General features: G+C 61.8%; 22 protein-coding genes and 2 pseudogenes. 11 read left to right on the top strand and 13 right to left on the bottom strand.

All coding sequences use genetic code 11. The features are described from left to right. Positions 1–37: 37 nt before the first annotated feature. The 3 genes from fahA to P0D80_RS34765 are packed head-to-tail and all read right to left on the bottom strand — an operon-like array spanning position 38 to position 3,420. Positions 38–1,360 (bottom strand): fumarylacetoacetase, encoded by a 1,323-nt coding sequence (gene fahA, locus P0D80_RS34775; RefSeq protein ID WP_408290598.1) that lies wholly within the window; start codon positions 1,358–1,360, stop codon positions 38–40. Between the two features lie 57 nt (positions 1,361–1,417). Beyond that, positions 1,418–2,647, bottom strand: coding sequence for a CaiB/BaiF CoA transferase family protein (locus P0D80_RS34770; protein ID WP_132380985.1), 1,230 nt, complete (start codon positions 2,645–2,647; stop codon positions 1,418–1,420). A 2-nt stretch (positions 2,648–2,649) separates the two neighbouring features. Continuing rightward, on the bottom strand, positions 2,650–3,420 hold the full coding sequence (locus P0D80_RS34765) for an enoyl-CoA hydratase/isomerase family protein (RefSeq protein ID WP_408290595.1): 771 nt from the start codon (positions 3,418–3,420) through the stop codon (positions 2,650–2,652). Positions 3,421–3,539: 119 nt separating this feature from the next. Between P0D80_RS34765 and P0D80_RS34760 the strand changes: the two genes are divergently transcribed. The 8 genes from P0D80_RS34760 (at position 3,540) to P0D80_RS34725 (ending at position 12,447) form a co-directional block, all read left to right on the top strand. Then, on the top strand, positions 3,540–4,898 hold the full coding sequence (locus P0D80_RS34760) for an AraC family transcriptional regulator (protein WP_408290593.1): 1,359 nt from the start codon (positions 3,540–3,542) through the stop codon (positions 4,896–4,898). A 172-nt stretch (positions 4,899–5,070) separates the two neighbouring features. After that, positions 5,071–6,036 (top strand): helix-turn-helix domain-containing protein, encoded by a 966-nt coding sequence (locus P0D80_RS34755; RefSeq protein ID WP_408290591.1) that lies wholly within the window; start codon positions 5,071–5,073, stop codon positions 6,034–6,036. Positions 6,037–6,274: 238 nt separating this feature from the next. Beyond that, entirely contained in the window at positions 6,275–7,333 is a 1,059-nt protein-coding gene (locus tag P0D80_RS34750; protein ID WP_408257212.1) for an ABC transporter substrate-binding protein, read from the top strand. Positions 7,334–7,423: 90 nt separating this feature from the next. Beyond that, complete coding sequence (locus tag P0D80_RS34745) at positions 7,424–8,245, top strand: ATP-binding cassette domain-containing protein (RefSeq protein WP_408180917.1); 822 nt, start codon at positions 7,424–7,426, stop codon at positions 8,243–8,245. Further along, the gene (locus P0D80_RS34740; protein ID WP_408180918.1) at positions 8,242–9,525 is read left to right on the top strand and encodes a sugar ABC transporter permease; all 1,284 of its coding nucleotides are present in this window, start codon (positions 8,242–8,244) and stop codon (positions 9,523–9,525) included. Before P0D80_RS34745 ends, P0D80_RS34740 begins: the two co-directional genes overlap by 4 nt. 98 nt (positions 9,526–9,623) lie before the next feature. Then, positions 9,624–10,352, top strand: coding sequence for an SDR family oxidoreductase (locus P0D80_RS34735; RefSeq protein WP_132380975.1), 729 nt, complete (start codon positions 9,624–9,626; stop codon positions 10,350–10,352). 98 nt (positions 10,353–10,450) lie between these two features. Beyond that, on the top strand, positions 10,451–12,094 hold the full coding sequence (locus P0D80_RS34730; protein ID WP_408290588.1) for an FGGY-family carbohydrate kinase: 1,644 nt from the start codon (positions 10,451–10,453) through the stop codon (positions 12,092–12,094). 110 nt (positions 12,095–12,204) lie between these two features. Continuing rightward, positions 12,205–12,447 carry a hypothetical protein gene (locus P0D80_RS34725; protein ID WP_408290586.1) on the top strand — a complete coding sequence of 81 codons (243 nt, stop codon included), beginning with the start codon at positions 12,205–12,207 and terminating at the stop codon, positions 12,445–12,447. 275 nt (positions 12,448–12,722) lie between these two features. On the opposite strand, the gene P0D80_RS34720 is transcribed toward P0D80_RS34725, so the two are convergent. Both P0D80_RS34720 and P0D80_RS34715 read right to left on the bottom strand, forming a co-directional pair. After that, positions 12,723–14,081, bottom strand: coding sequence for a hypothetical protein (locus P0D80_RS34720; RefSeq protein ID WP_408290584.1), 1,359 nt, complete (start codon positions 14,079–14,081; stop codon positions 12,723–12,725). Between the two features lie 407 nt (positions 14,082–14,488). Next, positions 14,489–15,871 (bottom strand): FAD-dependent oxidoreductase, encoded by a 1,383-nt coding sequence (locus P0D80_RS34715; RefSeq protein WP_408290582.1) that lies wholly within the window; start codon positions 15,869–15,871, stop codon positions 14,489–14,491. A 118-nt stretch (positions 15,872–15,989) separates the two neighbouring features. On the opposite strand from P0D80_RS34715, the gene P0D80_RS34710 reads away from it, so the two are divergent. Continuing rightward, positions 15,990–17,540 (top strand): bifunctional AfsR/SARP family transcriptional regulator/alpha/beta hydrolase, encoded by a 1,551-nt coding sequence (locus tag P0D80_RS34710; RefSeq protein WP_408290580.1) that lies wholly within the window; start codon positions 15,990–15,992, stop codon positions 17,538–17,540. A gap of 296 nt (positions 17,541–17,836) precedes the next feature. After that, a complete protein-coding gene (locus P0D80_RS34705; RefSeq protein WP_408290578.1) occupies positions 17,837–19,342 on the top strand; it encodes a pyridoxal phosphate-dependent decarboxylase family protein in 1,506 nt (501 codons plus the stop codon). A 135-nt stretch (positions 19,343–19,477) separates the two neighbouring features. Here P0D80_RS34705 and P0D80_RS34700 read toward each other — a convergent pair whose 3' ends face one another. Both P0D80_RS34700 and P0D80_RS34695 read right to left on the bottom strand, forming a co-directional pair. Next, positions 19,478–19,903 (bottom strand): acyl-CoA thioesterase, encoded by a 426-nt coding sequence (locus P0D80_RS34700; RefSeq protein WP_408290576.1) that lies wholly within the window; start codon positions 19,901–19,903, stop codon positions 19,478–19,480. Positions 19,904–19,970: 67 nt separating this feature from the next. Then, a pseudogene (locus P0D80_RS34695) lies at positions 19,971–20,180 on the bottom strand (branched chain amino acid aminotransferase); the annotation flags it as partial. Here P0D80_RS34695 and P0D80_RS34690 point away from each other — a divergent pair. Further along, positions 20,180–20,401, top strand: a complete 222-nt coding sequence (locus tag P0D80_RS34690) for an alanine racemase C-terminal domain-containing protein (RefSeq protein WP_408290574.1) — start codon at positions 20,180–20,182, stop codon at positions 20,399–20,401. The pseudogene P0D80_RS34695 and the gene P0D80_RS34690 sit on opposite strands and share 1 nt — an antisense overlap. A 686-nt stretch (positions 20,402–21,087) precedes the next feature. On the opposite strand, the gene P0D80_RS34685 is transcribed toward P0D80_RS34690, so the two are convergent. The 6 genes and pseudogenes from P0D80_RS34685 to P0D80_RS34660 form a co-directional block, all read right to left on the bottom strand. After that, the gene (locus P0D80_RS34685; protein ID WP_132380034.1) at positions 21,088–22,005 is read right to left on the bottom strand and encodes a sterol desaturase family protein; all 918 of its coding nucleotides are present in this window, start codon (positions 22,003–22,005) and stop codon (positions 21,088–21,090) included. 329 nt (positions 22,006–22,334) lie between these two features. After that, the gene (locus tag P0D80_RS34680; protein ID WP_408290571.1) at positions 22,335–23,381 is read right to left on the bottom strand and encodes a zinc-dependent alcohol dehydrogenase family protein; all 1,047 of its coding nucleotides are present in this window, start codon (positions 23,379–23,381) and stop codon (positions 22,335–22,337) included. Between the two features lie 57 nt (positions 23,382–23,438). Beyond that, a complete protein-coding gene (locus P0D80_RS34675; protein ID WP_408290569.1) occupies positions 23,439–25,175 on the bottom strand; it encodes an FAD-dependent oxidoreductase in 1,737 nt (578 codons plus the stop codon). Positions 25,176–25,242: 67 nt separating this feature from the next. Beyond that, entirely contained in the window at positions 25,243–25,524 is a 282-nt protein-coding gene (locus tag P0D80_RS34670; RefSeq protein ID WP_408290567.1) for a hypothetical protein, read from the bottom strand. A gap of 76 nt (positions 25,525–25,600) precedes the next feature. Beyond that, entirely contained in the window at positions 25,601–26,452 is an 852-nt protein-coding gene (locus P0D80_RS34665; protein WP_408290565.1) for an enoyl-CoA hydratase/isomerase family protein, read from the bottom strand. A 58-nt stretch (positions 26,453–26,510) separates the two neighbouring features. Continuing rightward, positions 26,511–26,685: pseudogene (locus tag P0D80_RS34660) on the bottom strand (type 1 glutamine amidotransferase domain-containing protein); the annotation flags it as partial.

Raw genomic sequence — 26,685 nt, 5'->3', positions numbered from 1 at the left:
ATGGTGTTCATGACAGACATCTGAAGAGGCTTGATCACTAGAGTTTTGCTGGCAGGACTTCGCCGCGACTCTCTCCAAATCCGATTCGTGCAAAGCCTGCTTTCTCACAGTAGCCGCGCAGGATAATGGCGTCGCCATCCTCCACGTAGCTGCGCTTTTCACCCGTACTCAGCGTGACCGGCTCGCTTGCGTTGCGTGCTAGTTCCATCAGCGCGCCCGCTTCCGATTTCTCCGGGCCTGAGATGGTGCCGCTGCCAAGCAGGTCTCCAGCGCGCAGATTGCAGGCGCCCACGGCGTGATGCGTGACCATCTGTGCGATGCTCCAGTACTGATGCTTGAAACTCGTGAGTGAGAGTCGCGTCGCCGGGAGATTCCCGGCTCTATGGCGAGAAGTCTCCATCCAGACTTCCAGTTGGATGTCGATGGCGCCCGTCGTGCTATTCGGGCCGGAATCCAGATAAGGCAGCGGCTTTCCATCTGTGTCTGGGCGCGGCAGGGGAAGCCTGAACGGCGCCAGTGCCTCCATGGTCACGATCCACGGCGAGATCGTGGTGGCAAAATTCTTTGCCAGAAACGGCCCTAGTGGCTGCATCTCCCAAGCCTGAATGTCGCGAGCGGACCAGTCGTTGAGCAGACATAGCCCGAAAACATGGCTGTCGGCCTGATCCAGATCGATCGGCTCGCCAGCCGCATTGCCTTGTCCAATGTAGATGCCGAGTTCGAGCTCGTAGTCCAGCTTGCGCGACGGCGAGAAGATCGGTGCATCTTCGCCCGGAAGCATGATTTGCCCCGCCGGGCGTCGGAACCGCTGACCGCTTAGCCCGATGCTCGAAACCCGGCCGTGGTAAGCAATAGGTATCGATTTGAAGTTGGCCCCCACACCGCTCAGGCCGAGTAGCTTGCTGATGTTGGTCGCGTGATGAATCGAGGTGTAGAAATCCGTGTAATCGCCGATCTGCGCTGGCAGGCTGTATTCCACTTCCGCTAGCGGGACCAGACATGCCTCGATCGCCGCGCGATCATCCGAAGGGGCGCGCTCATGAAGCGCCGCAAATAGCGCGTGTCGCAATTCGCGCCATGCGGACGGACCCATTGAGAAGAACCCGTTGAGCACGGGCTGCGCACACGCCCGCGCGGCCTCGCCCGCGATTCCATTCAGACCGGCACGAGACGCCCAGGCGGCGATGTCGATGACATGATCGCCGATTGCGACCGCGCCCCGAAACGCCTCATCGGAATTCCTTCTACGGATAACCGAGAATGGCAGGTTCTGGATGGGGAAGTCGCCCGCCGGTGCATTGGCGGACTCGACCCAACTGCGCGCAGCGGGATCATGCGTCTGATTCAGAGTGTGTTGCATGTTCGTCTCGATTCATTCGGGGTAGGGCGCGAGCCGCTCGCGTCATGGCACCTACGTTCAGTCGAACGGGCGCGTGGGGCTGTGCCTGCTGAGAAGGATTCCGCGCTCCTGCAAATCCCGAATGAACGCCGCGCTGAGCTTGCGTTCGGAGAGCACCTCGGCGTTATGCTCGCCCTGGAAAGCAGGGCTGCCCGGCTGCGGTAACTCAGACTGGCTGAAATGCCACGGCGCGCCGGGCATGCGTGTCGTGCCGCCTGATCTGTCGTCGACATCGACTAGCGCACCCCATTCCTGCACCCACTCGGAATCGGCGAACTCGTTGACGCTCCGGACCACGCCAATGGCCAATCCCGCTTCGCTGACCTGCGTCTGGAGCTGATCCAGGTCGTTGAAGGTGAGAAGCCACGCGCGCACTTCGGCCAGCAAATCAGCAATGTTTTGCCGCCGCAAAAGCGCCGTGCCGAAGCGGGGGTCGCTCAGCAAATCGTTGCGGCGCATCATCGCGCAGTAACGCGAAAACATCGGCGTGTAGATCGGGCTGCCAGCGATGGTGAGTTGGCGTCCATCGGGCAAATCGAAGATGTGTGAATCGGGCGCGGAGAGAATGATCGGTTCGCCATCCGTATCGATTTCCGACAGTTGTGCGCCCACGCGTTCGTTCACCGATAGCATGGTGGCGGCCATCGAGACGTCGACGTGCTGCCCCTCGCCGGTTCGCGCGCGATGCTGAAGCGCGGCCAGAATGCCGATGACGCCGTGAAGTCCGGTGTACATGTCGGCGTGGCTGCATGCGTCGTTACGGACTTCGGTGAGCGCAGCGCCGAAATGGTGCTGGACGATGTCGGTCAGTCCCGACTCGGCTTGCACGGTCGGCGCGAACGCCGGACGGTTGCGCCAGGACGTCGATTGTCCATAGCCACTCAAAGAGGCATAAATCACGGACGGGTTGAAAGCGCGCACCTGCTCATAGCCGAGTCCAAACCGGTTCAGCGTCCCGGGGCGAAAATTCTCGACGATGATGTCCGCGTCCCGGCACATGTCGACCATGATCGAGCGTGCCTCCGGGAAGTTGAGATCGAGGCTCACGTTGCGCTTGCCGGCGTTCTGCTGCACGTAATACAGCGACATGTCGCCGATATGCGGCATGCTCACGCGGCCGATATCGCCGGACGGCGGTTCGATCTTGGTCACGGTGGCGCCGAGATCGAGGAGCGTTTTGGTGCAATGCGGTCCGGCCAGCACTCGCGTGAAATCGATCACGCGAATGCCCTGGAGCGGTGCTGACATGATCAATCTCCCTTGAATTCGGCGGTGGCGGGTCCGGTCGAAAAGAACGAAGCGAAACCTCGCTCGCGATCGCCCGTCTTCCAGATCATGTTGTTGAGGTTGATCTGTTCGAGGTCTGCGCTGCGCACGCCGCCGTTGGCAGCGAGATTGGCCTGCTGCTTGATGCCGTGGAGGACTTGGGTCGGGCCTGCCGCCAGTTGCCGGGCGAACGACATGGCGGCGCTCTGGAGTTCGGCTTCGGGCACGACGTGATTGATGATGCCCCAGCGTTCGAATGCTTCCGCCGGGTGCCGCCGTCCGATCAACGCGATTTCCTTGGCCCGCACGACGCCCGCTCGCTGAACGAGTCGTTGCGTGCCGCCAAGCAGCGGAATCAGGCCCACGATGTTCTCGACCTGGCCGAAGTAGGCCGTGTCCGCGGCGACGATCATGTCGCAGGTGAGCGCCAGTTCGAGGCCGCCGCCGAGCGCGGCGCCGTGAACGGCTGCGACTGTCGGAACCGGCGCGTTTTCCAGCACGTCGAGAAACTCGAGGAATTGATCGGCGTTGTGCTGGATCACCGTCTTGCCATCGGTAAATGAGCTCATTTCCGCACCGGCGGAAAAGTGCCGCATGTCGCTTTTGAGCACGATCGCACGAGCACCTTCGGCGACTATGCTGCGATACGCGGCGAGCAGATCCGCGATCATCGCGTCGTCGATCAGGTTGTGCGGTGGCTTGGCTAATGAAACGATTCCGACGGCGCCATCCATTTCAATCTTTACTGTGGTCATGGTTCTCTCTGCAAGGTGCGATAGGCGAGGCAAAGGCCACTGGCTTCAAAGCAGCATTTGAGGCGCGGCCTGCGTGTGGGAGGGTCGACGGACGAGTCCGTTACCGGTGCGTTAAACCGATGCCGCGACAGCTCGCATCGACGGAGCGTGTTGCGTCGCCGCATGGACGGGACCGATTGCGCCATCCACGGTTTCAGGATGAGCGCCGATCAGGGTTGTCACTAGTGCCGGAACGGGGTGGGCTGAGGGCTTCATGGCTTGTCTCCATCTGTTTTTCGGCGTGCGCCGTTGATGGTTACTATCTCAGCGAGCTCATTGAGCGGCAACGTCCAACCCTGCCAATTGCCGTGTCAAACTGTGCCAAACGTGCTCGACGAAGATCGGAAAAATGTGCGAGCATGTCCGCAACTGGAGTGAGACAAATCGTGCGACCACCGAAAATCATCACGCCATTGCATCCGGATCTCGATGCGCCGACGCAGAGTCTTCTGGGCTTGGCCGCGCTCGCCGCCGAACTGGCCGCGGAGGGCGTTTCCGTCAACAAACTGTTCGCGAATACGGGCGTCCATGCGAACCAGTTGGAGGATTCGCAGGCGAGAATTTCGCATCGTCAACGCCTCGCCATTTATCGAAACGCCCAACGGCTTGCAACAAGAGCCGATGTTGGATTGCTCGCGGGTGCGCGTCAGAGGATCAGTGACTTCGGCATATATGGCTATGCCATGGTCAGCAGTACGACCTTTGGAGACGCCCTGAAATTCAGCGTCGAAAATGTCAGGATGGCCGGCGCGGTTTTGCAGATCCGCTATTCCACCGAGGGCAATACCGGTATTCTGAGCAGTCACGGGCTCGCATCGCTCGGCGACATGTTGCCGTTTGTCGCCGAATTCTGGCGAAGCTCAATGACGGTGTTATTCAGCCGGGTGCTGGAAGCGCCTTTTCCGTCGAAGCGCATGGTCATGGCGTATCCGGCGCCGCCACATTGGCGGAATTACGAGAGGATGTTCGACTGTCCCGTGGAATTCGGCGCCGATACGATGGAGTGGCATTTCGACGTGCATGTACTGGACCGTCCGTGTCCGAATGCGAATCCGATTACCGCGCAAATCTGCCAGCAACTGTGTGATCGTATTCTCGAAGAACGCGATGGCATTCCCGAACTGGCGAGGCAGATCCGCATGGCCTGCCTGAACGCACCGGGCGTGTTCCCATCCGCCGAGAAGATGGCCGCCCAACTCGGCATGTCACTGCGAACCTTGCATCGACGGCTGGCCGACGATAACTACTCGTATCAAACCTTGTTGAACGATGTGCGCCGGTCGCTCGCCATCGAATTTCTCGAGAACACGCGGCTTCCTATCGATCAGGTCGCCGAGCGCATTGGATTCTCGGATGCGGCGAGCTTTCGCCGGTCTTTCAGGAAGTGGACTGGAAATTCACCTAGTCTGTATCGGAAGGGAATGGGCCAGGATGGGTGAGGGGAGCGTTGTCACTTGATGCCGTACGGATTTACCCGAATGCAATAAAGTATCAGTTCGCGGTCTTATTTTCAGTGGCGAGATGTCCGCGGCGAGGCTAACTTTCTGTTATAGCGGACGCAATGCGACATATGCGACTGTCAAAAGCAGAATGGGCTCAGGAGGAAGACAGATGCACACGACGCTGGGTGTCACGGCGCGTACCGATGCCCGCCACGCCAAGATCGCTCAGCCGGATCTGGAACTGGTCGCCGTGCCGCGCGACGAGTCGTTCAAGATCTGGTCCCATGGGTATCCCTATCGCACGGTGCGCTGGCATTTCCATCCTGAATACGAAATTCAGCTGATTACGTCGACGACGGGCAAATACTTCGTAGGCGATTACATCGGCAATTTCGCGCCTGGCAATCTCGTGATGGTGGGATCGAATCTGCCGCACAACTGGGTCAGCAATGTGCCGCAGGGCGACCGTGTGGATGAACGCTGTCTTATTCTGCAATTCGATGCAGAGTTCGTTACGCGCGCAATCAAGCTTTTCCCGGAGTTTAAACGCGTCGAGTTGTTACTCGATGCATCGCGTTGGGGTGTACTGTTCACACCGGAAACGGGCGCGGCGGCTGAACCGATCATGCGCGAGATGCTGGGCGCGAAAAGCATGCGGCGCATCACGTTGTTTCTTGCTTTGCTTGACTTGCTCGTGCAAAGCGTCGCGCCGGTGAAACTGGCGAGTGCTGCTTATTGTGCGGACCCGGCGCGCTATGCGCAGGCGCGCATCAATCACGTGCTTTCCTACATTGGCAAGAACCTGTCGCAAGAGTTGCGCGAAACGGAGTTGGCCGAACTTGTGGGACAGAGCGTCAGTGCCTTCTCGCGATACTTCCGTCGGCACACCGGCGTGCCTTTCGTGCATTATGTGAACCGGCTGCGCATTAATCTCGCGTGTCAATTATTGATGTCGGGTGAACTGAACATCACCGATATCTGCTATCAGGTCGGCTTTAATAACCTCTCGAATTTTAACCGCCAGTTCCTTTCCCTTAAGGACATGTCGCCTTCGCGATGGCGCGCCTACCAACAACTTAACGCTGCCAGTGGTGCTGAATCGCCTGATGCCGCAGTTGTGCAAGACCGGCGATGACTACACGATAAATAAAGGCGCAACACTTTCAGCCCGTGGAACGGAGACATCGCGCAGTACATGGGATATGAAACACGACGCGGCAACTTTCCCATAATCGGGCCAACGCAAGTGAGGCAGGTGATGGGCATTGGTCTGGAAGCCGCTAGCAACGACGAAAAACTACAACAAGGAGTTCACTCGCGACGCAGACACGGCAGCAGCTACGCCGGAATTTTTCTAATAATGGAGACATTCGATGACCCGACTTTCGAACCAACTAATCGGCGCTAGCGCCCTGAGCCTGAGCTTGTTGAGCAACACGGCGGCACTGGCCGCCCCCAGTGGCACGGTCGCCTTTCTGATGCCCGACCAGGCGTCGACCCGCTACGAACAGCATGACTTCCCCGGCTTCAAAGCCGAAATGAGCAAGCTCTGCCCCGACTGCAAGGTCCTCTACCAGAATGCCAATGCCGATGTCTCGACGCAGCAGCAGCAGTTCAACTCGGTGATCGCGCAAGGCGCCAAGGTGATCGTCCTCGACCCGGTCGACTCGACGGCCGCCGCGTCGTTGGTCCACATGGCGCAGGGCCAGGGTATCAAGGTTATCGCTTATGACCGGCCCGTGCCCTCGACGCCGGCCAACTACTACGTTTCGTTCGACAACGAAGGCATCGGCAAGGCCATCGCGCAGTCACTCGTCCAGCACCTGAAGGAAACCGGCGTGCCGACCACCAAGGGCGGCGTGCTCGAAGTCAACGGTTCGCCGACCGACGCGGCCGCCGGACTGATCAAGAAGGGTATCCACGCCGGACTGCAGGGGAGCGGCTACAAGACGCTGGCCGAGTACGACACACCGGACTGGGCGCCCCCGAAGGCCCAGCAGTGGGTCAGCGGGCAGATCACGCGCTTCGGCTCGCAGATTGTCGGTGTCGTGGCCGCTAACGATGGCACGGGCGGCGGGGCTGTCGCGGCCTTCAAGGCAGCCGGCGTCAACCCGGTGCCCCCCGTGACCGGCAACGACGCGACGCTCGCGGGATTGCAGTTGATCATCGCGGGCGACGAGTACAACACAATCCTGAAGCCGAGCGAGATCGTCGCCGCCGCAGCGGCGAAGGTGGCCGTCGGCTTCCTTTCCGGGCAGACGCCGAAGGCTGAAACGACGCTCTTCAATACGCCGTCCCAGCTCTTCAAGCCGGCGGTCATCACGGCGAAGAACCTCAAGGCGGAAGTTGTCGACAAGGGGTTCGCGAGCGGCAAGGATCTGTGTACTGATCGGTATGCCGAAGGATGCAAGAAGCTGGGAATCACTTACTGATCTGGCGCATAGCTGACGCAAATGCGGCACAAACGCCCGACGGACCCGGCTCGTGCCGGGTCCGTCTACTCTCAATGAGGTATCCGTCCCATGACTGACAACTCCACGACACGATCCAGGCGCGGCGAACTGGTGCTGAGCCTGCGCGGCGTCTCGAAGCACTTCGGAGCGGTCTCGGCTTTGACGGACATCGAGCTCGACGTGCATGCCGGCGAAGTGGTCGCCCTGGTGGGCGACAACGGGGCCGGCAAATCGACGCTGGTGAAAGTTCTAGCCGGGGTCCATCAACCCAGCACCGGCACCATTACCTTCGGCGGCAAGGAGGTCACGCTGTCCAATCCGGGCGCGGCGCTCGATCTCGGCATCGCCACGGTGTTCCAGGACCTGGCGTTGTGCGAAAACCTCGACGTCGTCGCGAACATCTACCTCGGGCGCGAGCTGAATCCGCTGCGCCTCGACGAGGTCGCGATGGAGGTGAAGGCCTGGACGCTGCTGAACGAGTTGTCGGCGCGTATTCCGAGCGTGCGCGATGTGGTCGCGTCGCTCTCGGGCGGCCAGCGCCAGACCGTCGCAATTGCGCGCTCGCTGCTGCTGGACCCGAAGCTGATCATGCTCGACGAGCCGACGGCAGCGCTGGGCGTGGCCCAGACCGCCGAGGTGCTGAATCTGATCGAGCGGGTGCGCGACCGCGGTCACGCGGTGATCATGATCAGCCACAACATGGAGGACGTTCGCGCCGTGGCGGACCGGATCGTGGTGCTGCGGCTGGGCCGCAACAATGGCGTCTTCTATCCCGACTCCTCGAATCAGGAACTGGTGGCCGCGATCACCGGCGCCACGGAGAACGCCGTGTCGCGTCGCGCCGGCCGACGCCAGGCCGAACAGGGCACCCAGACTAAGGAGCCGTCATGAGCAACGATATTCAAGGCGGCTCGCAGCCTGAACCGCAAGGCGCGCCACAGCCGTCCACGCTGCTCGACCGCAGCGATGTCCGCGTCAAGCACGCCACCGGAGTCGGCGGTACCGTGGCCGCCTTCGTCGAGCGGGTGCGCTCGGGCGATCTGGGATCGCTGCCGGTCGTCGCGGGCCTGATCATCATCTGGACCGTGTTCACCAGCCTGAACCCGGTGTTCCTCTCGGCCGACAACCTGGTCAACCTGCTGTTCGACTGCTCGACGGTCGGCGTGATCTCGCTGGGGATCGTCTGCGTGCTGATGGTGGGGCAGATCGACCTGTCGGTGGGTTCGATGAGCGGCTTCGCTTCGGCCCTCGTCGGAATGCTCTGGGTGAACCACGGCTGGCCGGTGCTGCTGGCCATCGTCGCCGCGGTCGCCGTCGGTGCGGTGGTCGGCGCACTGTACGCGTTTCTGCTCAACCGGCTCGGCATGCCGAGCTTCGTCGCGACGCTGGCCGGGTTGCTCGCAATCCTCGGGATGCAGCTATATGTGCTAGGCGCTACCGGGTCGATCAACCTTCCCTATGGTTCGACGATGGTGAACCTCGGGCAACTCATCATCATCCCGGCTGTCGTTTCGTACCTCTTTGCGCTGGTGCCCGGTGTCGTGATGCTGGTGATCGGGCTGCGCACGCGTGAGCGCCGCCGCGCATCCAATCTGTCGGCGCCCTCGGTGGGCAGTCTTTGTGTGCGCGCCCTGGCCATTACCGTACTTTTGGAGGCTGTGGTTGCCTACCTCAACCAGGGACGTGGCGTTCCACTGATGTTCGGCATCTTCCTCGGCCTCTCGGTCGCGATGGACTATGCGCTAACAAGGACGCGCTGGGGCCGGTCGATGAACGCGGTCGGCGGTAATCACGAGGCTGCGAGACGGGCAGGCATCAATGTCGGCGCCATCTACACCAGCGCCTTCGTACTGTGCGCCAGTCTCGCCGCGCTCGGCGGCGTGCTGACCGCGGCACGGCTCGCCTCGGCCAGTCAGCAGGCCGGCACCGGCGACGTGAACCTGAACGCCATTGCAGCGGCCGTGATCGGTGGCACCAGCCTGTTCGGTGGCCGAGGCAGCGCGTATTCCGCAGTACTGGGCATTATCGTGATCCAGTCTATCGCCAGCGGCCTGACGCTGCTGAACCTGTCGTCCTCGCTGCGCTTCATGATCACCGGCGCGGTGCTGGCGATCGCGGTGATCGTCGACTCGCTTGCCCGGCAGTCCCGCGTCTCGCATGGTCGCGCGTAATTCAAACAGTCCAGCAATCGTTTTGCACGGGACCGCGGTTGCATGGGACCGGAGTAAGCGCTAAAGCGCTAACTCCGGTCGACATAGGAGAGCAGTCAATGAGTGAATCCATGAAAGGAAAAGTTGCCGCGATCACGGGCGCGGCATCGGGCATCGGCTTGGAGTGCGCGCGCACCCTGCTCGCGGAAGGCGCAAAGGTCGTTCTGATCGACCGTGCGAAAGACAGGCTCGTGCAACTGTGCGCAGAACTGGGGCCGAACGCACTGCCGCTGGCCGTGGATCTGTTGCAGCCGTCGGAGGTGTCCGCGATGCTGCCGAGAATCCTCGAGCTGGCCGGTGGCCTCGATATCTTCCATGCCAACGCCGGCGCCTACGTCGGCGGCGATGTCGTGGATGGAAATCCGGACGAGTGGGATCGCGTACTGAACCTGAACGTCAATGCCGCGTTCCGATCGGTTCACGCCGTGCTGCCGCACATGGTCGCGCAGAAATCGGGTGACATTATCTTTACCAGTTCCATCGCGGGCATCGTCCCGGTCGTGTGGGAGCCGATCTACACCGCGTCCAAATTTGCGGTGCAGGCCTTTGTCCACACGACCCGGCGCCAGCTCGCCAAGCATGGTGTGCGGGTCGGCGCGGTGGCCCCGGGCCCGGTCGTCACCGCACTGCTCGACGACTGGCCGAAGGCGAAGATGGACGAAGCGCTCGCTTCGGGCAGCCTGATGCAGGCCAGGGAGGTCGCCGATGCGGTGCTCTTCATGCTGACGCGGCCGCGCAACGTGACCATCCGCGATCTCGTGATTCTTCCAAACAACGTCGATCTCTGAAATGCGTGCCAGACGCGGGCGCGGTTGTGTGGCTCGCCGTCAACATGGAACGCCTCCCCCAAAAAGGCAATGAGCAGACAGTGACCAGGCAGCGAGCTATGACCTCAGAAAACTCGACCTCCGGCGCGACAGACAGCACGCGCGATGCGCTCCATGTCGTCGGGGTGGATGTGGGCACGGGCAGCGCCCGGGCTGGAATCTTCGACCTTGCCGGTCGCATGGTGGCCTCGGCCAGGCGTGACATCACGCTGTTCCATGCAAGCGGCTCCATCGTCGAACAATCGAGCGGCGAAATCTGGACCGCCGTCTGCGCTTCCGTGAAGGATGCGCTGTCGCAGGCCGCCGTCTCGCCCGATCAGGTCGCCGGCATCGGCTTCGACGCCACCTGCTCGCTCGTCGTGCTGGGCGAGGGCGGCCAGCCCCTGCCCGTGGGCCCTTCCGAGCAAGCCGAGCGCGACATCATCGTCTGGATGGATCACCGCGCCGTGGCACAGGCGGAGCGCATCAATACGACGGGCCACGAGGTGCTGAAGTTTGTCGGCGGCAAGATCTCGCCGGAAATGGAAACACCGAAGCTGCTGTGGCTCCTCGAGAACAGGCCGGGCGTGTTCGAGGCGGCGTGGCAGTTTTTCGACCTGACCGACTTCCTGACCTGGCGCGCGACCGGGGATCTGTCGAGATCCACCTGCACGGTCACCTGCAAATGGACTTATCTGGCGCACGAGCGGCGCTGGGACGAGAGTTACTTTCGGAGCATCGGCCTCGGCGTGCTGGCGGACGAGGCTTTTGCGCGCATCGGCCAGACCGTCGTCGACCCGGGTACGCCGTTGGGCAGCGGACTGACCGAAGACGCCGCCGCGCAGCTCGGCCTGCGAACCGGAACGCCGGTCGCCACGGGCGTGATCGATGCCCATGCCGGGGGGATCGGCACGGTCGGCGCCGACGGCGAGCCCGAGTCCTGCCTCGCCTACGTCTTCGGCACCTCATCGTGCACGATGACCACGACCCGCAGTCCGGTCTTCGTGCCCGGCGTGTGGGGGCCTTATTTTTCGGCGATGGTGCCGGATGCATGGCTCAACGAGGGCGGCCAATCGGTAGCGGGCGCGGCGATCGAACGACTGCTTTCGATGCACCCCGCAGCCCCAGACGTCCGACGTCGCGCAGAGCACGAGGGCCACCCGCTGCCGGTGATGCTTGCCGGTCTCGCGGCGCAGGCGGCGGACAGCCTGTCGGGCGCGGCGTTGCTGGCCAACGGCCTGCATGTCGTCCCGGAGTTCCTGGGAAACCGTGCCCCGCTGGCCGACCCACACGCAAGAGCCGTCATTGCGGGCCTTGGAATGGAGGACGACCTGAACAGTCTGGTCGCCCTCTACATTGCCGGCATTTGCAGTATCGGTTACGGCCTTCGCCAGATCATCGAAGCACAGGCGATGGCCGGCGCACCGATCGAGCGGGTGGTCATCAGCGGTGGCGCGGGGCGACTCGATCTCGTTCGGCAACTGCTCGCCGATGCGACGGGAAAGCCCGTGCTTGCGACGCGGGCGGAAGAACCCGTGCTGCTGGGCGCGGCGATCCTGGGCGGCGTGGCTGGCGGCCTGTTCGACGACGTGCGCTCGGCGATGGCCAGAATGTCGCAGATCGGTAGGATCTACGAGTCGGACACGGGTGACATTGCGGCATTGCACGAGGCGCGGTATCGCGCCTTCAGGCAGTTGCAGACCGTGGCCAGGGAAATTCGCTAGGTCCGACGATCAGCCCGCGTTTGCCAGAGAGATCAATGATTGAATTCATGTCGCCGCTTCCTGATTGATCGTGAGGGTGGCTGTGGATGTCGGCGGACTAAACAGCGAAGATGTCGAAGGGCATCCAGTGGCTATGTCAGGCGATCCGTCGAGCGGGAAGTTTTCGCTCCATCGCAATCGGCTGTTCTTCGAGAACCGAATGCACAATCGGGAAAAAGATCGAGGTCGTGCCGCTGGCAGATCTCGAAAGTATCAACCTGCGCGGAACGTTCGATTTCCCAATCGGACGCTTTGCGCATCATTTGCTGCCGGGCGTCGCTGACCTGGATGCGAAGCAACGGCGGTTAGCTTGAACGGCATTAATCTCCATCGGCTCGACACGACTAGAGTTCCGCCCGTCGAGCGCAGGGCAGGCGTCACTCCGGCGTGCGAAAACTTCGGCGGAGCGAGCAAAACGGGAAGGGGGCAAACGGCAGACAGGAAGCGCCTGATTTGGTGAGGTATTTTAGCGGGACCGCTTCGCAACCCGCATCAAGCCAGGATCAACCTGCCGTCACAAAATGCATTGAAATCAAGGGTGGGCCTGGCAGCGCGCCCGCCGCAAAATTCCGGTCAACTCCCGTTCAGGTCAAAGCGACACGATCTGTCGCAATAGTTCCAGCGCTTTCATTTCGTCAAGACGACCGGTTCGTGCCTTACCTGCGAGCGTCTTGATCAGCGCCTCTGCGATCGGTTCAATACCGATCAGATCGCCAAGACTGGTCACGGGAGCAGAACGGCGCGGCTCCGCGATGACCTCTGTGATGGAAGCCGGCGCGGGCTGCTGGTGGGAGGCGGACGGTGGGAAATCGCTGTCGACAGTTTGCCGGATTGCCAGATCGGAGGCATGCGGAAGTCCCGGATCCTGTTGCTCCACGACTGCCTTCGTAACGACGCTGCCGCTGGGGTGATCCGCCTCGGACGGTTGGGCGTGTCGGTCGCTCGCGGCTTTTGTCTTTCTTGTCGCGGATTTTCTTGCCACCACCGCTTCCGGCCTTTTCGCGGCAGGAAGCTCCTGCTGATCAGGTGCAGATCGACCCGACAGCGGATCAAGCAGAGCCGAGACAGACTCAGGAATGTCTGAGACTGAACGCGGAACGTCCAGCCAGGCAGTCGGCAACCCAAGGCGTTCGGTGAAACGGTTGGCTTCAGCGTCGTCCATGCGCTTCTGTCCATACAGACGATTGTCCAGGTTGGAGGCGCTGATATTCACTACTGCGCTCAGTCGCACCTTCGATCCTTTACGTGAGGTGAGTACGTGCAGGTTGGCGCGACGAATGTTTTGCAGAGCTGCCACGTCGGTCAACGGCAAGGATTGCTGGGCCCCGGACTTCATGGACGCTTTGGCCTTCGCTGATGCCGGTTTCGACGAGGGAGCCGTGGCAGTTCTTGCCGCTGCGGGGTTGCGCTTCGCGACGGCCTGTGGCGAGTCGCCATCGGTTCTCTTTGGCATTTCTGATTTCCTGGGCAAACGGTCAGTGGGGGTAGGGTGGTGATTCGCCAGTACTGCAGGAGCCGGTTCCACTGGCTGCCCGTCCGCCGATTCTGGCTCAGCATTCGCGCGAATAAAGATGAGCGGCGCCCTCAAGCGACTGATCGTTTCGGATGTGAGCGCAGGATTGGGTTGATCGAAAAACCCGTCGGGTAGACCGAGCGTCGTTTCGATGTGGAAAGCCGTCTCGGGTGTGAATCTCTCGCCGTTGATCAACTCGGCCACGCGCGCCAGGTTGGATTCAAGTCCCAGTGCGATGTTCTCCGCGCCCACCGCGTCGACAAGCCATTTAAACGAACGCGTTTTGAAAATGGACGCCGTCTGGGCTGGGTCTCGCGCGGGCGGCGTTTTTACGTATGGCTTGTTCTGTCGGTGGGATGTCGTATTTGAGGGTTGGCGCGATTGACGCGGACCCTTGCCTCGCGATCCCGGATGTCGCCCATTTGGCTGACTCATAAAGTGGGGCTCTCCGCCGATGAAATCACTGTCAATGCGGGGATTATAAGGGAGGGGAGACTGTCCTCGGAGTTGTCATCCATCATCCAAAAAAATGAGACGTTCTGACGACCCGGATGCTGACGGCCTTGTGCCCGGCGACCTTCGTGGCCGATCAGGAACGTGCGGCCGTTGCAGGTCGCTTTGCCGACATTCGCGACCAGGTGTCGGCGAGTGTCAGCTTTCGTTATTGACGAATGAGCCTTCTCGACCCTCAAGTGCTGTTCGTCATCGCGACCGGCAACGGCCGCTTGCCAAGTCCAACGGCCATTCGCTCGCGCGAGATCGCCTTTCGCTTGTCGGCCGTGGCAAACGTTCGTGACGAGCGCGCGTTGGACGCCTGCGCCGGTCAACACCGTGATGCCAGCTCACGACGATGCGCTATTTTGCCTCGTTGTTTCGACTGCAGGCGAGGGAGCCGATAGCACAGGCCTCCGGTTGCCCTGCCAGACCCGCCTGGCGATCGCAGGGCTGAGCAGCGACGACGGCGGCATCATCAGGTTGACAACCTTCAGAAACGCCGTCGCCAGCGTGCTGTCGCGCGTTGCGGCAAGGTGAAGCTTGCCAATGTACCAGTTGATGAAACGTAGCATCGGCGGGCGCGCGCCCTTGACCTGTGGATGGCGGAGGTCGTTGCCAACGGCGATGTCCCACGGAATATCGACGATCTTCGCGGCCGCCCGGAAGAATCGACGCGCAAGATCGTTCGAGCCCGCGCGCAGGCACCGCTGCAGCGTCAGCGCTTCCTCTGCCGCGACGGTCATGCCCTGCCCGTAGACCGGATTGAAGCTGCAGATGGCGTCACCAAAAACCAGGTAGTTCCCGGGGAAGCGTGCAAGCTTCTCGTACCGCCGGCGCAGGCTGCAGGCGTAGCGGTAGTGCTTGTAATCGGTTAGCGGTTCCGCTCTTGCGACAACGTCGTGAATCTCCATGGTCGGCAGCGTCGCCAGATACGCGAGAAAGCCCTGGTCGTTGTCCGGTGCGTCGTCGCCAAGAAAACCGCCGGCACTGACGATCCAGCTGTTGTTGTCCTGCGCGAGCAGGACACCATTACGCCAGTTCGGCGCACTACCGGCGACAACAATACCGTGCTTGCCGTCAAGATCAGTCGGCCGACGTCGATAGGTACGGGTCGTGTAGCAGATGCCGATCTCGACCTTCTCATTGGCGGGAGGTTGGTAGCCGAGTGCTTCAAGCCACGCCGCACTGGATGAGCCACGGCCAGTCGCATCAACGACAAGGTCCGCGTTGAGTGTCTCTTCCGGTTTGCCCTCGACACATATGCGCACACCGGTCACGCTCCTGCGAACGGGGTCGGTGGCGAGGCCACGCACAGCGCAACTTTCTATGGCGCGCACGTTCGGCAATCCGAGGAGCCGTCGGCGTAGATGGCCTTCGAGCACGGGACGGCTCGCAAGCAGACCGATCAGGTCGCTCGTGCCGTTAGCAAGCCTGACGTTGCGACCTATCCAGATCACATCGTTGGCGACATCACCGATCAAGCCGCCGCTTTGGGCGACGACCTCGGCGTTGTATCCCGGGAAGAATTCCTCGAGTACCGCGCTGCCGCGCGCAAGGAGCCCATGGGTATGACGACCCTGTGGCACGCCCTTGCGCGGTGTGTCTGCTGCCGGAAACGCATCGCGTTCGAGCAAGGTGACTGTGGTATAGAAATCCGACAGCACGCGGGCGGCCAGGAGCCCACCCATGCTCGCGCCGATCACGATCGCATGCTCGCCCAGGTTCTTCATGGCAATCCTCCAGTTCAATCCGTCGCAATGAGTCCAGTGACCATCGCTTGCAGGGAATGGTAGGATTGCTTCGTCCCCTGAGCGTCCCCCGGACGCCGTCATTGAGGGTCGCCTCGCCATGGCTCTGTTCAGCGTGCGGACGCTTGGATTTCCGGAGATCCGTCGGGACGGCCGGCTGTGTCAGCTGCCCCTGCGCAAGGGCCTGGCCCTGCTGGTTTACCTGGCCGAAGCGAAGGGCTCAGTCGGGCGTGACGTCTTCGCCACGATGTTGTGGCCGGAAGGCCGCGAAGAGGTTGTACGGGCGCGGCTGAGGCGTCTGTTGCATCGCCTCCAGCTCACGCTTGGCGACGACGTTCTCGCCACCGACCGGTCGACGGTTCGATGGTCATCAGCGATCGGCCTGCAGTTGGATTCCCAGCTGTTCGAGCAAGCCTGCGACCGCGGCGAGTTCGAGCGGGCCTGCCGTCATTATCCCGGCGACTTTCTCGAAGGTTTTTCGCCCGGCGACTGCCCGCAGTTCGACGAGTGGGCTTTTTTTCGCCGGGAGGCCTTGCGGGGCCGGGCGATCCAGGCGCTCGAGCGAGTGGTGCACGACAAGAATGCGGCCGGTGAGTACATGACCGCGGCCGCCCATGCCGGCCGTCTTGTTGAGCTTGATCCGCTCAGCGAAGTGTACGGCCGGCACCTCATCCGCAACCTTCTGCTCGCCGGAGACCGGGCCACAGCCCAGCGGCACCTCGAGGCCCTGACGCAGCGCCTTCGCGACGAGCTCAATGTAGCCCCCGAATCCGAGACCCGCGCGCTGCTCGATGCGGGCGCAATGTTACCCATCGAGGACCCGCCGTCGACGCGTTACGTCAGCGGTGGCGGCGTCCATCTCGCGTTCCAGACCTATGGTGCCGGCCGCATTGATATCCTGGTGCTGCCCGGTTTCGTGTCCCACGTCGAACGGATCTGGGAGGAGCCCCGGTGCCGGGCGTTCCTGTCCGCGCTCACTGAGATGGGCCGTCTTGTCCTGCTCGATCGTCGCGGCATCGGGCTTTCCGACCGGGTCGGGTTCAATCCGAGCGTCGACGCGACCGCGCAGGACATCGGCACCGTGCTTGACGCCGCTGGCAGCCGCCGGGTCGTTCTGTTCGGCGCGTCCGAGGGCGGACCGGCATGCATCAAATTTGCCGCTGATCACCCCGACCGTGTCGCCGGCCTCGTTCTCTTCGGCTCGTTGGCGAAGGGGAGCGCGGCATCCGACTATCCGCACGCGCTGCAGGCTAGCCAGTACGACGTGTGGCTGCGGCAGCTCGTCGCCGTCTGGGGCGGTCCTGCCGGTATCGAAACATTCGCGCCGAGCCTCTCCTGCGATTCGCAGGCGAGAGCCTGGTGGGCAGGCTTGCTGCGGGCCGCGTCGAGCCCGGGAGCCATCAAGGGCGTGCTTGAGGCGTTGCGCGAAATGGATGTGCGGCATCTCCTGGGCCGAATTTCCGTTCCGACTCTGGTGCTCCACCGCCACGGCGACCGCGCCGTTCGCATCGGCGCCGGCCGGCATCTCGCCAGCCACATCGCGCAGGCGCGATTCGTCGAACTCGACGGTGCCGATCACTGGGTCTTCGCGGGCGACCAGCAACCCGTCCTGGACAACATCAAGCAATTTGTCGGCAGTCTCGCGGCGTGACTGCGACCGAGAGATGCAGGCCAATATATCAGCGCAAGGCAAAGTGCGATTCAGATGAAACCTACCTACGCAGCGCCACTGAATCGCGTTATCCGACGATGTAACCGTTCGACTGCGGTGACAACCGCGCGTTGAATGTCCGTCTTCTCGGAAGCGGCCTTTTGGGATTATTCTTGTTGAACGGCTCATCTCTCCCGAGGTTGTCAGATCGCCGGACTTGTGCCGACAGGGCCTGCGCTCCTGAGCATGGCTATCGCGACACGAACACGCTACTCCTTGATCGAACAGGTGCCGTGATGGATAAGAAAGATGCCGCTGGTTCGCACGCTTTCCCCGGAGTCCAGCCGCGCTTCGAGGAAACGCTCGATCCGGACGATTGGACCGGGCTGCGGACACTTTCCCACCAGATCATCGACGATGCGGTTGACTACCTGCGCGACGTCCGCAGCCGGCCGGTGTGGCGAAACATGCCGGCGGATGTCACAGCCTTATTCGAGCAAGCGCTGCCACGGTCGGCGTCGCCGGTGGAAGGGATCTATCACGAGCTTGCCGAGAACGTGTTGCCCTATCCGCTGGGCAACGTGCATCCGCGCTTTTGGTCCTGGTATATGGGGGCTAGCAACTTCACCGGTGCACTGGGAGATTTCCTGGCGGCAATCCAGGGCTCTAACCTTGGTGGCGGCAATCATGCTGCTGCCCTGATGGATCGGCAAGTGGTCAACTGGTGCAAGGAGATGATCGGTTTTCCAGTTTCGGCCAGCGGCACATTGGTGAGCGGTGGCTCAATGGCCAATATCATTGGCTTGACAGTGGCGCGCAACGCCAAGGCCGGCATCGACGTGCGCGAGCATGGTGTCGCCGCCATGGAGCGGCCCTTGCGTTTCTATGGCTCGGACCAGGTCCACAGCTGTCACCGAAAGGCCATGGAGGCGCTAGGCATGGGAAACCGAGCGCTGCGATGCATCCCGACAGATGTCGAACTAGGGATCGATCTCGCCGCCCTGCGCGTTGCGATCGCAGAGGATCGGGCGGCGGGATTTCAGCCTGCCTGCGTGATAGCGACAGCGGGGACAGTTAACACCGGCGCGATCGACGATCTGATGGCACTGGCGGATCTGGCCGCCGAAGAGAACCTCTGGTTGCACATTGACGGATGCATCGGCGCGCTGATTGCGATCGCTCCCGAAAATGCAAATCGCGTTGCAGGAATCGAGCGGGCGGATTCCATCGCGCTCGATCCTCACAAGTGGTTGCACGCACCGTTTGAAGTCGGCTGCGCCCTGGTTCGCGACGCCTCTGCCCATCGAGGCGCGTTCGCGGTGACACCGGAATATCTGGAGCCGACGCCGCGCGGAATCGCGTCGGCCCCTTGGCTGTATGAGTACGGACTGCAGACGACGAGAGGTTTCCGTGCGCTGAAGGTCTGGATGGCACTAAAAGAGCATGGAGTCGAGAAGTTTGGCCGCCTGATCGATCAGAACATCGCACAGGGTCGCTACCTCAGCGGCCTGATCAAGGCCGAGCCCCTTCTCGAGCTGGTCGCGCCAACGAATATCAACATCGTATGCTTCCGATATCGTCCGGAGGGGGTGGAAGAGGGAGCATTGAAGGCGCTCAACATCGAGATCATGCTGCGGCTACAGGAAGCGGGCATCGCGGCCTTGTCCGACACGACGGTGCACGGAGTGCATTGCCTGCGGGTAGCAATATGCAACCACCGCACCCGCTGCGATGACCTGGATCTGCTGGTCAATGAAATCGTTCGGCTTGGGCACCAGATTGTGAGTGCAAGCCCCGCCTGACTTGTTTGTTCGAGTCTCGCTCCGCTTCGGCGTTGAAGGCAGAATCAATATGCGCCTCCGGAACCTCGGCATCGTTCGGCTGTGGCCGATCAGGCAACGCTCGTCTTTCGGAGGCCAATGCCCGTTACGAGTAGTTCAGCGTTGACGTGGAAGCGGGTCGATGGGTGGCAAAGGGCGTGGCATTCGCGCTGAGTCGGTGGCTACAAAGGTGAGGGTAGCTTCCGTCACCTTGACGACGTCGGCCGCCATGCCCATGCGTTGAGCGAAGACCTCCACGTTGACGGTGATCGACGTACGTCCCTCGCGCACGATTTCTGCGTAGAAGCTCAACAGGTCGCCGATAAAAACGGGCTGTCTGAACGTGAACGAATTGACGGCGATGGTGACGACACGGCCGTTCGCGCGCCGGCTGGCGGGAATCGATCCGGCGATGTCGACGTGTGACATGATCCAGCCGCCGAAGACATCGCCGTGTACGTTGGCGCTCGACGGTTGGGGCACGACGCGCAGCACGGGCATCGCGTGGGCGGGAAGGCGTTCCGAGGATGAGGAGGCGGGCATGGCGGTCTCGTGTCGTAAGTGAGCCGGGAGCTGCACGATAGCGCCCGGCTCCTGGCAAATATCGCGTTCAGCGGACCACGTGCGTCAGCCAGTGCGCGTAGCGTTCCGATTTGCCGGCGACCGCGGCAAAGAACGTTTCCTGCAGCGATGCGGTGATCGGTCCACGCTCTCCGTTGCCGATCACGCGATCGTCGAGTTCACGAATGGGCGTCAGCTCGGCCGCCGTGCCCGTAAAAAAGGCTTCGTCGGCGCAGTACATTTCGTCGCGCGTATACCGTGGTCGACATCACGGAGAATGAGCAGGCCCGGACTGGAAGTGTCGTGACGTTGCTGGGACAGGACGGCGACCAGACGATAACGATCGACGAACTGGCAGCATCGCTGCGGCTCCCCGTCATGGAACTGATTCCGCGGTTAGTGAGGAGCTTGCCTCACGTTGACACCGAAGTGACGGATGTGCCGGGCAATAACGGATGTGTCTGTCGCTCATCAAACTGAATCGAATGGCCGTTGTGCATTAGAACCTGTGGACGAAGGCGCGTTGACTCGAATGAGGCATTGGCCGATGACCGGGCAGCAGGTCCAAAGGCGAATGACCGCTGCGCCTCCGGACGAAACGAAAGGCGGCCCTGGAGCCACGTGGCGAGGCAAGGGGCGACACGGGTCGGTCGGGCGCGTCGATATTGCCAATGCCGTGATAACCCGCCGTGTCACCGCAACCGCTTCTTGGCATTAGCTGTGGAATCGGCAGGGCCGGGCAGCGTCCCCGGATTCTCGGCAATTCCGGTCGTTCATGCCTTGCTCGACGCAGTTGTTTCGCAGCGACCGTTTTCGTGCAGTTTCGAATCGTCAATGGCGATCCGCACTCGAAATAGAGCGGGGTGATTGCTCCACGCTCGCACCGACATCAAGAACGAACCGTTCCGGCCGAGCCAACCTTCGAGGCAACAAGGAAACCTGTTGCGACGACAGTCCTTGTTTCGGAGAAGGCGCTGACGCTGACCTTGCTGCGCGGTCGCCCAACTGCGGTTTTCTGAATCTTGTCGTGGTCGAACGCGACCCACACGCCTGAGTAATGGCTGATCAAGGTTGGACCAGGCGACTTCCACCACGTTGATGTCAGCCATCTTGCCATTGCTTTCTGACAGTTCCTTCTGGGTGACCAGGCGTCAGTGGACGTATGGTCAGCCATTGGCCACTTTGCGCTCGCCACAAGGCGCCTTGTTCCTGCGGCGCAGTTCATCTGTGGTTTCGCCGCCGCCGTCCGGCAGCCAGCCAGGCGGCTGGAGAATGTGATTGATCGCCGTCCACACGTTCTTTGCCTTCACTACGTCCCGCACCAGTGTCGCCCAGTGCTCGAACTCGACGACGAACGGATTGCGCGAGGTGGTCGGCGTGACGAGACCGTAACGGCAAGGTTCGTCGGCGCGCTCCTCAACGTAGGTGCCGAACAGCCGGTCGAAGATAATCAATACGCCGCCGTAGTTCGCATCCAGATAATCGACATTCGATGCATGGTGCACGCGGTGCGAGGATGGCGTATTGAAAACATACTCAAGCCAGCCGAGCTTCGGAATCCACGTGGTATGCAGCCAGAATTGATACATGAGGTTGATGAAGAGCGTCAGCAGTACGACTTCAGGACGCACGCCGAGCCATACGAGCGGCGCGAAGAAGATCGCCGAGCCCGACAGCTTGCCCGTCACGCCGAGCCGGTACGCGGTGGAAAGGGTCAACTGGTTAGGCGAGTGGTGCACAGCGTGCGTCGCCCAGAAGAACCGGATGCGATGCGACGCCCGGTGATACCAGTAGTAGCAGAATTCCTGGCCGATGAAGAGCGTGAGCACCATCAGAGCGCTGTTCAGTTCTACGGTGAAGATGCGATGCTCCCATGCCAAGGCAAATATGGGGGTTGCGAGCGAGAGCGGCAGCAGCGCGAGCAGCTTGCGTCCGACAACATCGGCGAGCGAAAGCCACACTTCGTGCCATGCGAATGGCGTGTCGGTTATGCGATTTTTCCGGCTAAGCCAGACAGCTTCGACCAGCGACACGGCGATGACGAAAGCTGTGACGTAAAGCGTGAATTTTCCAAGTGATTCCATGACGATGCCCTAACGGTAGTGGCGGAAGCTATCGTCTGCGGTGAAAGGGTGTGTCAGTGCATCGCATCCGATACCGACACATTAGCCATGGGTGCCATAACAGTCTATGTGGAAGTTATTTCACCGTATGTCGTGGGACGTGGAGCCTTGCCACGCGATGAAAGTCGGGCCCAGACACATGGAGCCTGGTCCTTTGACACGGTAGTGACAATCACAGGACCGCACGGTGTCTAGGGCAGGTCAAACTGTGCTGTCGGAACCGTAGCTACCAAGATGCTCAGTCCCGCTAGCAGGCGTAACCGGAGCCGCTTGTCCAGGCCGTTTTTTATCTACGCGCCCTCGTTCGAGATGACAACCTTCAAGGCCCGCGAATGCACCGCATCGGAGAACGTAGTGTAGGCATCCATGATCCGGTCCAGCGTGAAGCGGTGCGTGACCAGCTTCTTCGGTTCAAGGCGTTTCGACGCCACAGTTGAAAGCAGCATGGGCGTGGTGTACGTATTCACCAGGCCGGTTGTCAACGTGATGTTGTGTGACCAGAGCCGCTCCAGGTGCAGGTCCACCTTCGTGCCATGCACGCCTATATTCGCGATCGTTCCGCCCGCGCCGACGATGGACTCGCAGATGGCAAATGTCGCCGGAAGACCGACTGCCTCGATGGACACATCCACACCGCGGTTGATCGTCAGCGCCATGACCTGTTCGACGGAATTTCCTGCGGCGCTGTTGACGAGGTCTGTCGCACCGAACTGCTTCGCGACTTCCAGCCGGTTGTCGTCGAGATCGATGACGATGATCTGGGCGGGCGCGTAGAACTGAGCTGTCATTAGTGCGGCAAGACCGACTGGCCCCGCCCCCACGATGGCAACGCTCTGACCCGGCTTGAGCTTGCCGTTGAGGATCCCGCATTCAAAGCCCGTCGGCAGGATGTCGCTGAGCATCACGAGAGCCTCCTCATCGGCGCCGGCGGGCATGTGATAAAGGCTCGAGTCGGCATGTGGGATGAGGACCTTCTCGGCCTGCGTACCGTCAATGAGATGCCCAAGAAGCCACCCACCTGTCGTGCAATGGGAATACATCTGCCGTCGACAGAATTCACATTTTCCGCAAGAACTGATGCATGAGATCAGCACCAGGTCGCCGATCATGAAGTTGGACACGGCGTTGCCGACGGCTTCGATGACGCCGACGCCCTCATGACCGAGCGTCGTGCCGGGCCGCACTTTCGGGACGTCGCCTTTCAGAATGTGCAGGTCTGTGCCACAGATCGTCGTCTTCGTGATGCGCACAATCGCATCCGTCGGCTTCGCGATTGTCGGTTCCGGCCTGTCTTCGAGCGCCTTCTGGCCCGGACCATGGAATACCAATGCTTTCATGACCACCTCCATTGCGATGCATCCTCGGACATCGGCGGGCGCCTGGTCTGCGCGGCTTTAGCCATGCGACGCGGCAAGGTAACTATGAATCTGATACACCACAGCCGCGCCTTCACCGACGGCGGCCGCGACACGCTTAATCGAGCCCGAGCGAACGTCACCGATCGCGAACACGCCGTCGACGCTAGTCCGTAATGGTGACGCCGCAAGGCCCGCTTCGGGAAGGTCAGTGCCAGTTAAGACGAACCCTTTGTCGTCCAACGACACGCCGCATGTCTCCAACCAGCTTGAATTCGGTTCGGCGCCCACGAACACGAACAGATGATGTGCTGTCATCGTCCCCTCGATGCCGCCCGCACCGCGGAAATGCACGCGCTCAAGGCGTTCGCCCCCTTCAAGCGCTGTCAGTTCGGTGCGCCTATGAACCGTCACGTTCTCCAGCGCGGCAACGCGCTCGATCAGATAGCGCGACATGCTCTTTTCGAGGCTCGATCCGCGGATGAACATATGGACGTGCTCCGCGTGCGACGCGAGAAACACGACCGCCTGTCCCGCGGAGTTGCCGCCGCCCACGAGCAGCACCGGTTCTTTGCGGCAAAGCCTCGCCTCGATCGGCGAGGCCCAGAAATAGACGCCGCGGGATTCGAAGCGCGCGAGCCCTTCGACACCGAAACGCCGGTACTCCGCGCCGCTCGCGATCACGACGGTACGGGTGGTGATGCGCCGCGCGTCGGCAAGCTCCAGGACGAGCGGGTGCCGGTCGCAGTACAGCCTCTTGACCTCACATGGAATACCGAGATGCGCGCCGAACTTTTGCGCCTGGGCGAACGCGCGGCTCGCCAGCGCATGTCCGGAGATCCCGGTGGGAAACCCCAGGTAATTCTCAATGCGCGAACTCGTACCGGCCTGACCGCCAGGCGCCCGGCCGTCGAAAGTCGCCACCGATAGTCCTTCGGATGCGGCATAGACAGCCGTCGCCAGCCCCGCCGGTCCGGCACCGACGATCGCGACATCGTAGACGTGAGTTGGATCGAACTCGGGAATGAGTGCGAGGCACGACGCCAGTTGGCCCTCGTCGGGGTTTCTTAGCATCGTGCCGTTGGGGCACAGGACGAGCGGGAAATCGTCGGGCTGCGTCGTCAGCCGCTTGAGTAGCGCGATGGCTTCGGCATCGCTGTCGGCATCGATCGTCGTCTGCGGACAGCCATTGCGGAGAAGGAAATCCTGCAAGGCGACGAGCCGCGCGTTACCGGGCGGTCCGACGAAAACGACGCCCTGCCCGCGTTCGATGATCAAGGCACGCCTCAAGATCAACGCACGCATGATTTTTTCGCCGAGTTCGGCTTCGCTCATCATCATCGCGGTGAGTCCGTCGGGCCGCAGCAAAAGCGCTTCGACATCCTCGATGACGTGCGCGTCGAGCAAGGCGGGCTTGCGCGAGAGCTGTGCGACATCGGAGGTGAACTCGCCATACCCCGTATGAGTCCGTACTACGCGCTCGCGGCCCAGGCCGTCGCGTCCGACGATCCGAACCTTACCTGAAAGCAGGACGAACACACCCGGGCTGATGCTTCCGGCGCGATAGAGCAATTCACCCACTGCGTGGTGGCAACGGTTGCCAAAACGCCGCAGCCTGTCGACCTCGACCTGGGTCAGGACCGGAAACATCTGCTGGAAACGCGGATGGTCGCGCACACTCGGATCGTCGGTCAGCTCGCCCTCCTGCGCGCGCTGCGCGTCGTCCAGTGGCTCGCAAACGAGCGCGCTGCCTGGCGACACTGACTCGTTGTCCATCTGAGATTTACCTCGCAACACCCTACACTCATGGATCACTGCACGGAAGCCGTGGACGCCGGCTTCGTCACGGCATCGGCCATCGCTCATAGTTGCCATGCTCAAAACGCAGCGTTCGGCGCACACTCCAGGCGATTTCCAGCATCAACGAAGTCATGGCCGACTGGGTCGCCCCTATGCGTGAGGCCGGCAAGGTTATATTCCCGCAGCGGCTTCGTACGAAGCAGATCGTGAAGAATGCACTGCCTGCCAGCATCGATAACAGCCTCAGGATGGCGTTCGACGCGGCATGTATCTTTGCCGGTCCAAGGCGGCGCACACTACCGCCCGATATCGCTTCGTCGCTCATCGCTACTTCTCCTCCAGCAAGGGCGGTGGCGCCGCCACCTGGCCGACCGTCGGCTCTACAAGCGTGGCGAGAGACCTTATAGCGTGCCGGCTTGGCCTGCAAGCTGGCCAATGTAGTAACCGAGCCGATTTTCGACATCTCCCGGCTTGTGGAATCCACGCGCCAGCAGTGCCTTGATGTTCTTCTGCGCGGCGGGGCGACCCAGCGACGCCATGCACGCGTCCCACCCTGCGCCGAGTTCGACGTCTGGCGGCAGGCTGGTGTTGACAAGGCGCTTGGTGTTGGCGATGGCCCACTTGTCAAACCTGGAAATGCGAGTCGCTAGCGCGTCCACGAATGCGTCGAGATCGGCATCAGGCAGTGAACGGTTCACGTAGCCATACGCCTCGGCCTGAGCACCACTGATGTCCTCCGAGCCCAGCAGCACTTCAAGCGCGCGGTTACGGCCGATAAGCTGGGGCAGTCGGGCCATAGGGCCGCCGCCAGCGACCATCCCCACACCCACCTCCCATTGCGAAAGGATAGTCTTTTCGCGACTGGCGAAACTCATGTCGCAGGCGAGCGTGATCTCGCTGCCGTTGCCCGTCGCCCGGCCGCGGATGAGGGCGATGGAGACGACGGGCGCGCGCGTCAGGCGTACAAGGAAGTCGGGCCACTGCGGCAGGCCTGTAGGCCCGGGCGGCATGGCCGTCAGGTCCGCGAGCCCGGCGGCGAAATCCGCGTGATTCAGAAAATAGCCGTCTACCGCACTTTCGAAGACCACCACTCTGACATGCTCGTCGGCTTCTAGCGCGTTGATGAGTTCGTGGAATTGCCCGACCATCGGCGGGCCCATCACGTTGATCGGCGGGTGGTCGATCGTGACACGCCAACAGGCCGGGGAGTGCCGTGCAACCTTAAGTTGAGTTGGGGTTGTCGTCGCATTCATGATGGGACTCCTGTCACCGACAGATGCGCGCGGGCGCCTTGGCCGCGCCGGAACAGAACTAGGCCTGCAGAACCTTGAGCAGTTCCCTGGCGGTCGGACCGGATGAGGCCGGGTTCTGGCCGGTGATCAGCCGTCCGTCGACAATAGTGAACACGCCCCAGTTTTCCACCTTTTCAAAGTGGCCGCCCAGGCGCTTGAGTTCATCTTCGACGAGAAAGGGCATCACCTTGGTC

The sequence above is a fragment of the Paraburkholderia sp. RL17-373-BIF-A genome (assembly GCF_046030175.1).
In the GTDB taxonomy this organism is placed as follows: domain Bacteria; phylum Pseudomonadota; class Gammaproteobacteria; order Burkholderiales; family Burkholderiaceae; genus Paraburkholderia.
The sequence above is the reverse complement of the archived record's forward strand: the minus strand, read 5'-3'. Positions and strand labels throughout refer to the sequence as shown.

Excerpts from the sequence above, each read along its gene's own strand:
- P0D80_RS34670 (WP_408290567.1), bottom strand. The coding sequence starts at position 25,524 with ATGAGCGACGAAGCGATATCGGGCGGTAGTGTGCGCCGCCTTGGACCG.
- P0D80_RS34755 (WP_408290591.1), top strand. The coding sequence starts at position 5,071 with ATGCACACGACGCTGGGTGTCACGGCGCGTACCGATGCCCGCCACGCC.
- P0D80_RS34735 (WP_132380975.1), top strand. The coding sequence starts at position 9,624 with ATGAGTGAATCCATGAAAGGAAAAGTTGCCGCGATCACGGGCGCGGCA.
- P0D80_RS34720 (WP_408290584.1), bottom strand. The coding sequence starts at position 14,081 with ATGAGTCAGCCAAATGGGCGACATCCGGGATCGCGAGGCAAGGGTCCG.
- P0D80_RS34770 (WP_132380985.1), bottom strand. The coding sequence starts at position 2,647 with ATGTCAGCACCGCTCCAGGGCATTCGCGTGATCGATTTCACGCGAGTG.
- P0D80_RS34700 (WP_408290576.1), bottom strand. The coding sequence starts at position 19,903 with ATGCCCGCCTCCTCATCCTCGGAACGCCTTCCCGCCCACGCGATGCCC.
- P0D80_RS34665 (WP_408290565.1), bottom strand. The coding sequence starts at position 26,452 with ATGAATGCGACGACAACCCCAACTCAACTTAAGGTTGCACGGCACTCC.
- P0D80_RS34750 (WP_408257212.1), top strand. The coding sequence starts at position 6,275 with ATGACCCGACTTTCGAACCAACTAATCGGCGCTAGCGCCCTGAGCCTG.
- fahA (WP_408290598.1), bottom strand. The coding sequence starts at position 1,360 with ATGCAACACACTCTGAATCAGACGCATGATCCCGCTGCGCGCAGTTGG.
- P0D80_RS34765 (WP_408290595.1), bottom strand. The coding sequence starts at position 3,420 with ATGACCACAGTAAAGATTGAAATGGATGGCGCCGTCGGAATCGTTTCA.
- P0D80_RS34715 (WP_408290582.1), bottom strand. The coding sequence starts at position 15,871 with ATGAAGAACCTGGGCGAGCATGCGATCGTGATCGGCGCGAGCATGGGT.
- P0D80_RS34705 (WP_408290578.1), top strand. The coding sequence starts at position 17,837 with ATGGATAAGAAAGATGCCGCTGGTTCGCACGCTTTCCCCGGAGTCCAG.
- P0D80_RS34725 (WP_408290586.1), top strand. The coding sequence starts at position 12,205 with ATGTCGAAGGGCATCCAGTGGCTATGTCAGGCGATCCGTCGAGCGGGA.
- P0D80_RS34760 (WP_408290593.1), top strand. The coding sequence starts at position 3,540 with ATGCCGCGACAGCTCGCATCGACGGAGCGTGTTGCGTCGCCGCATGGA.
- P0D80_RS34685 (WP_132380034.1), bottom strand. The coding sequence starts at position 22,005 with ATGGAATCACTTGGAAAATTCACGCTTTACGTCACAGCTTTCGTCATC.
- P0D80_RS34745 (WP_408180917.1), top strand. The coding sequence starts at position 7,424 with ATGACTGACAACTCCACGACACGATCCAGGCGCGGCGAACTGGTGCTG.
- P0D80_RS34740 (WP_408180918.1), top strand. The coding sequence starts at position 8,242 with ATGAGCAACGATATTCAAGGCGGCTCGCAGCCTGAACCGCAAGGCGCG.
- P0D80_RS34680 (WP_408290571.1), bottom strand. The coding sequence starts at position 23,381 with ATGAAAGCATTGGTATTCCATGGTCCGGGCCAGAAGGCGCTCGAAGAC.
- P0D80_RS34730 (WP_408290588.1), top strand. The coding sequence starts at position 10,451 with ATGACCTCAGAAAACTCGACCTCCGGCGCGACAGACAGCACGCGCGAT.
- P0D80_RS34675 (WP_408290569.1), bottom strand. The coding sequence starts at position 25,175 with ATGGACAACGAGTCAGTGTCGCCAGGCAGCGCGCTCGTTTGCGAGCCA.
- P0D80_RS34710 (WP_408290580.1), top strand. The coding sequence starts at position 15,990 with ATGGCTCTGTTCAGCGTGCGGACGCTTGGATTTCCGGAGATCCGTCGG.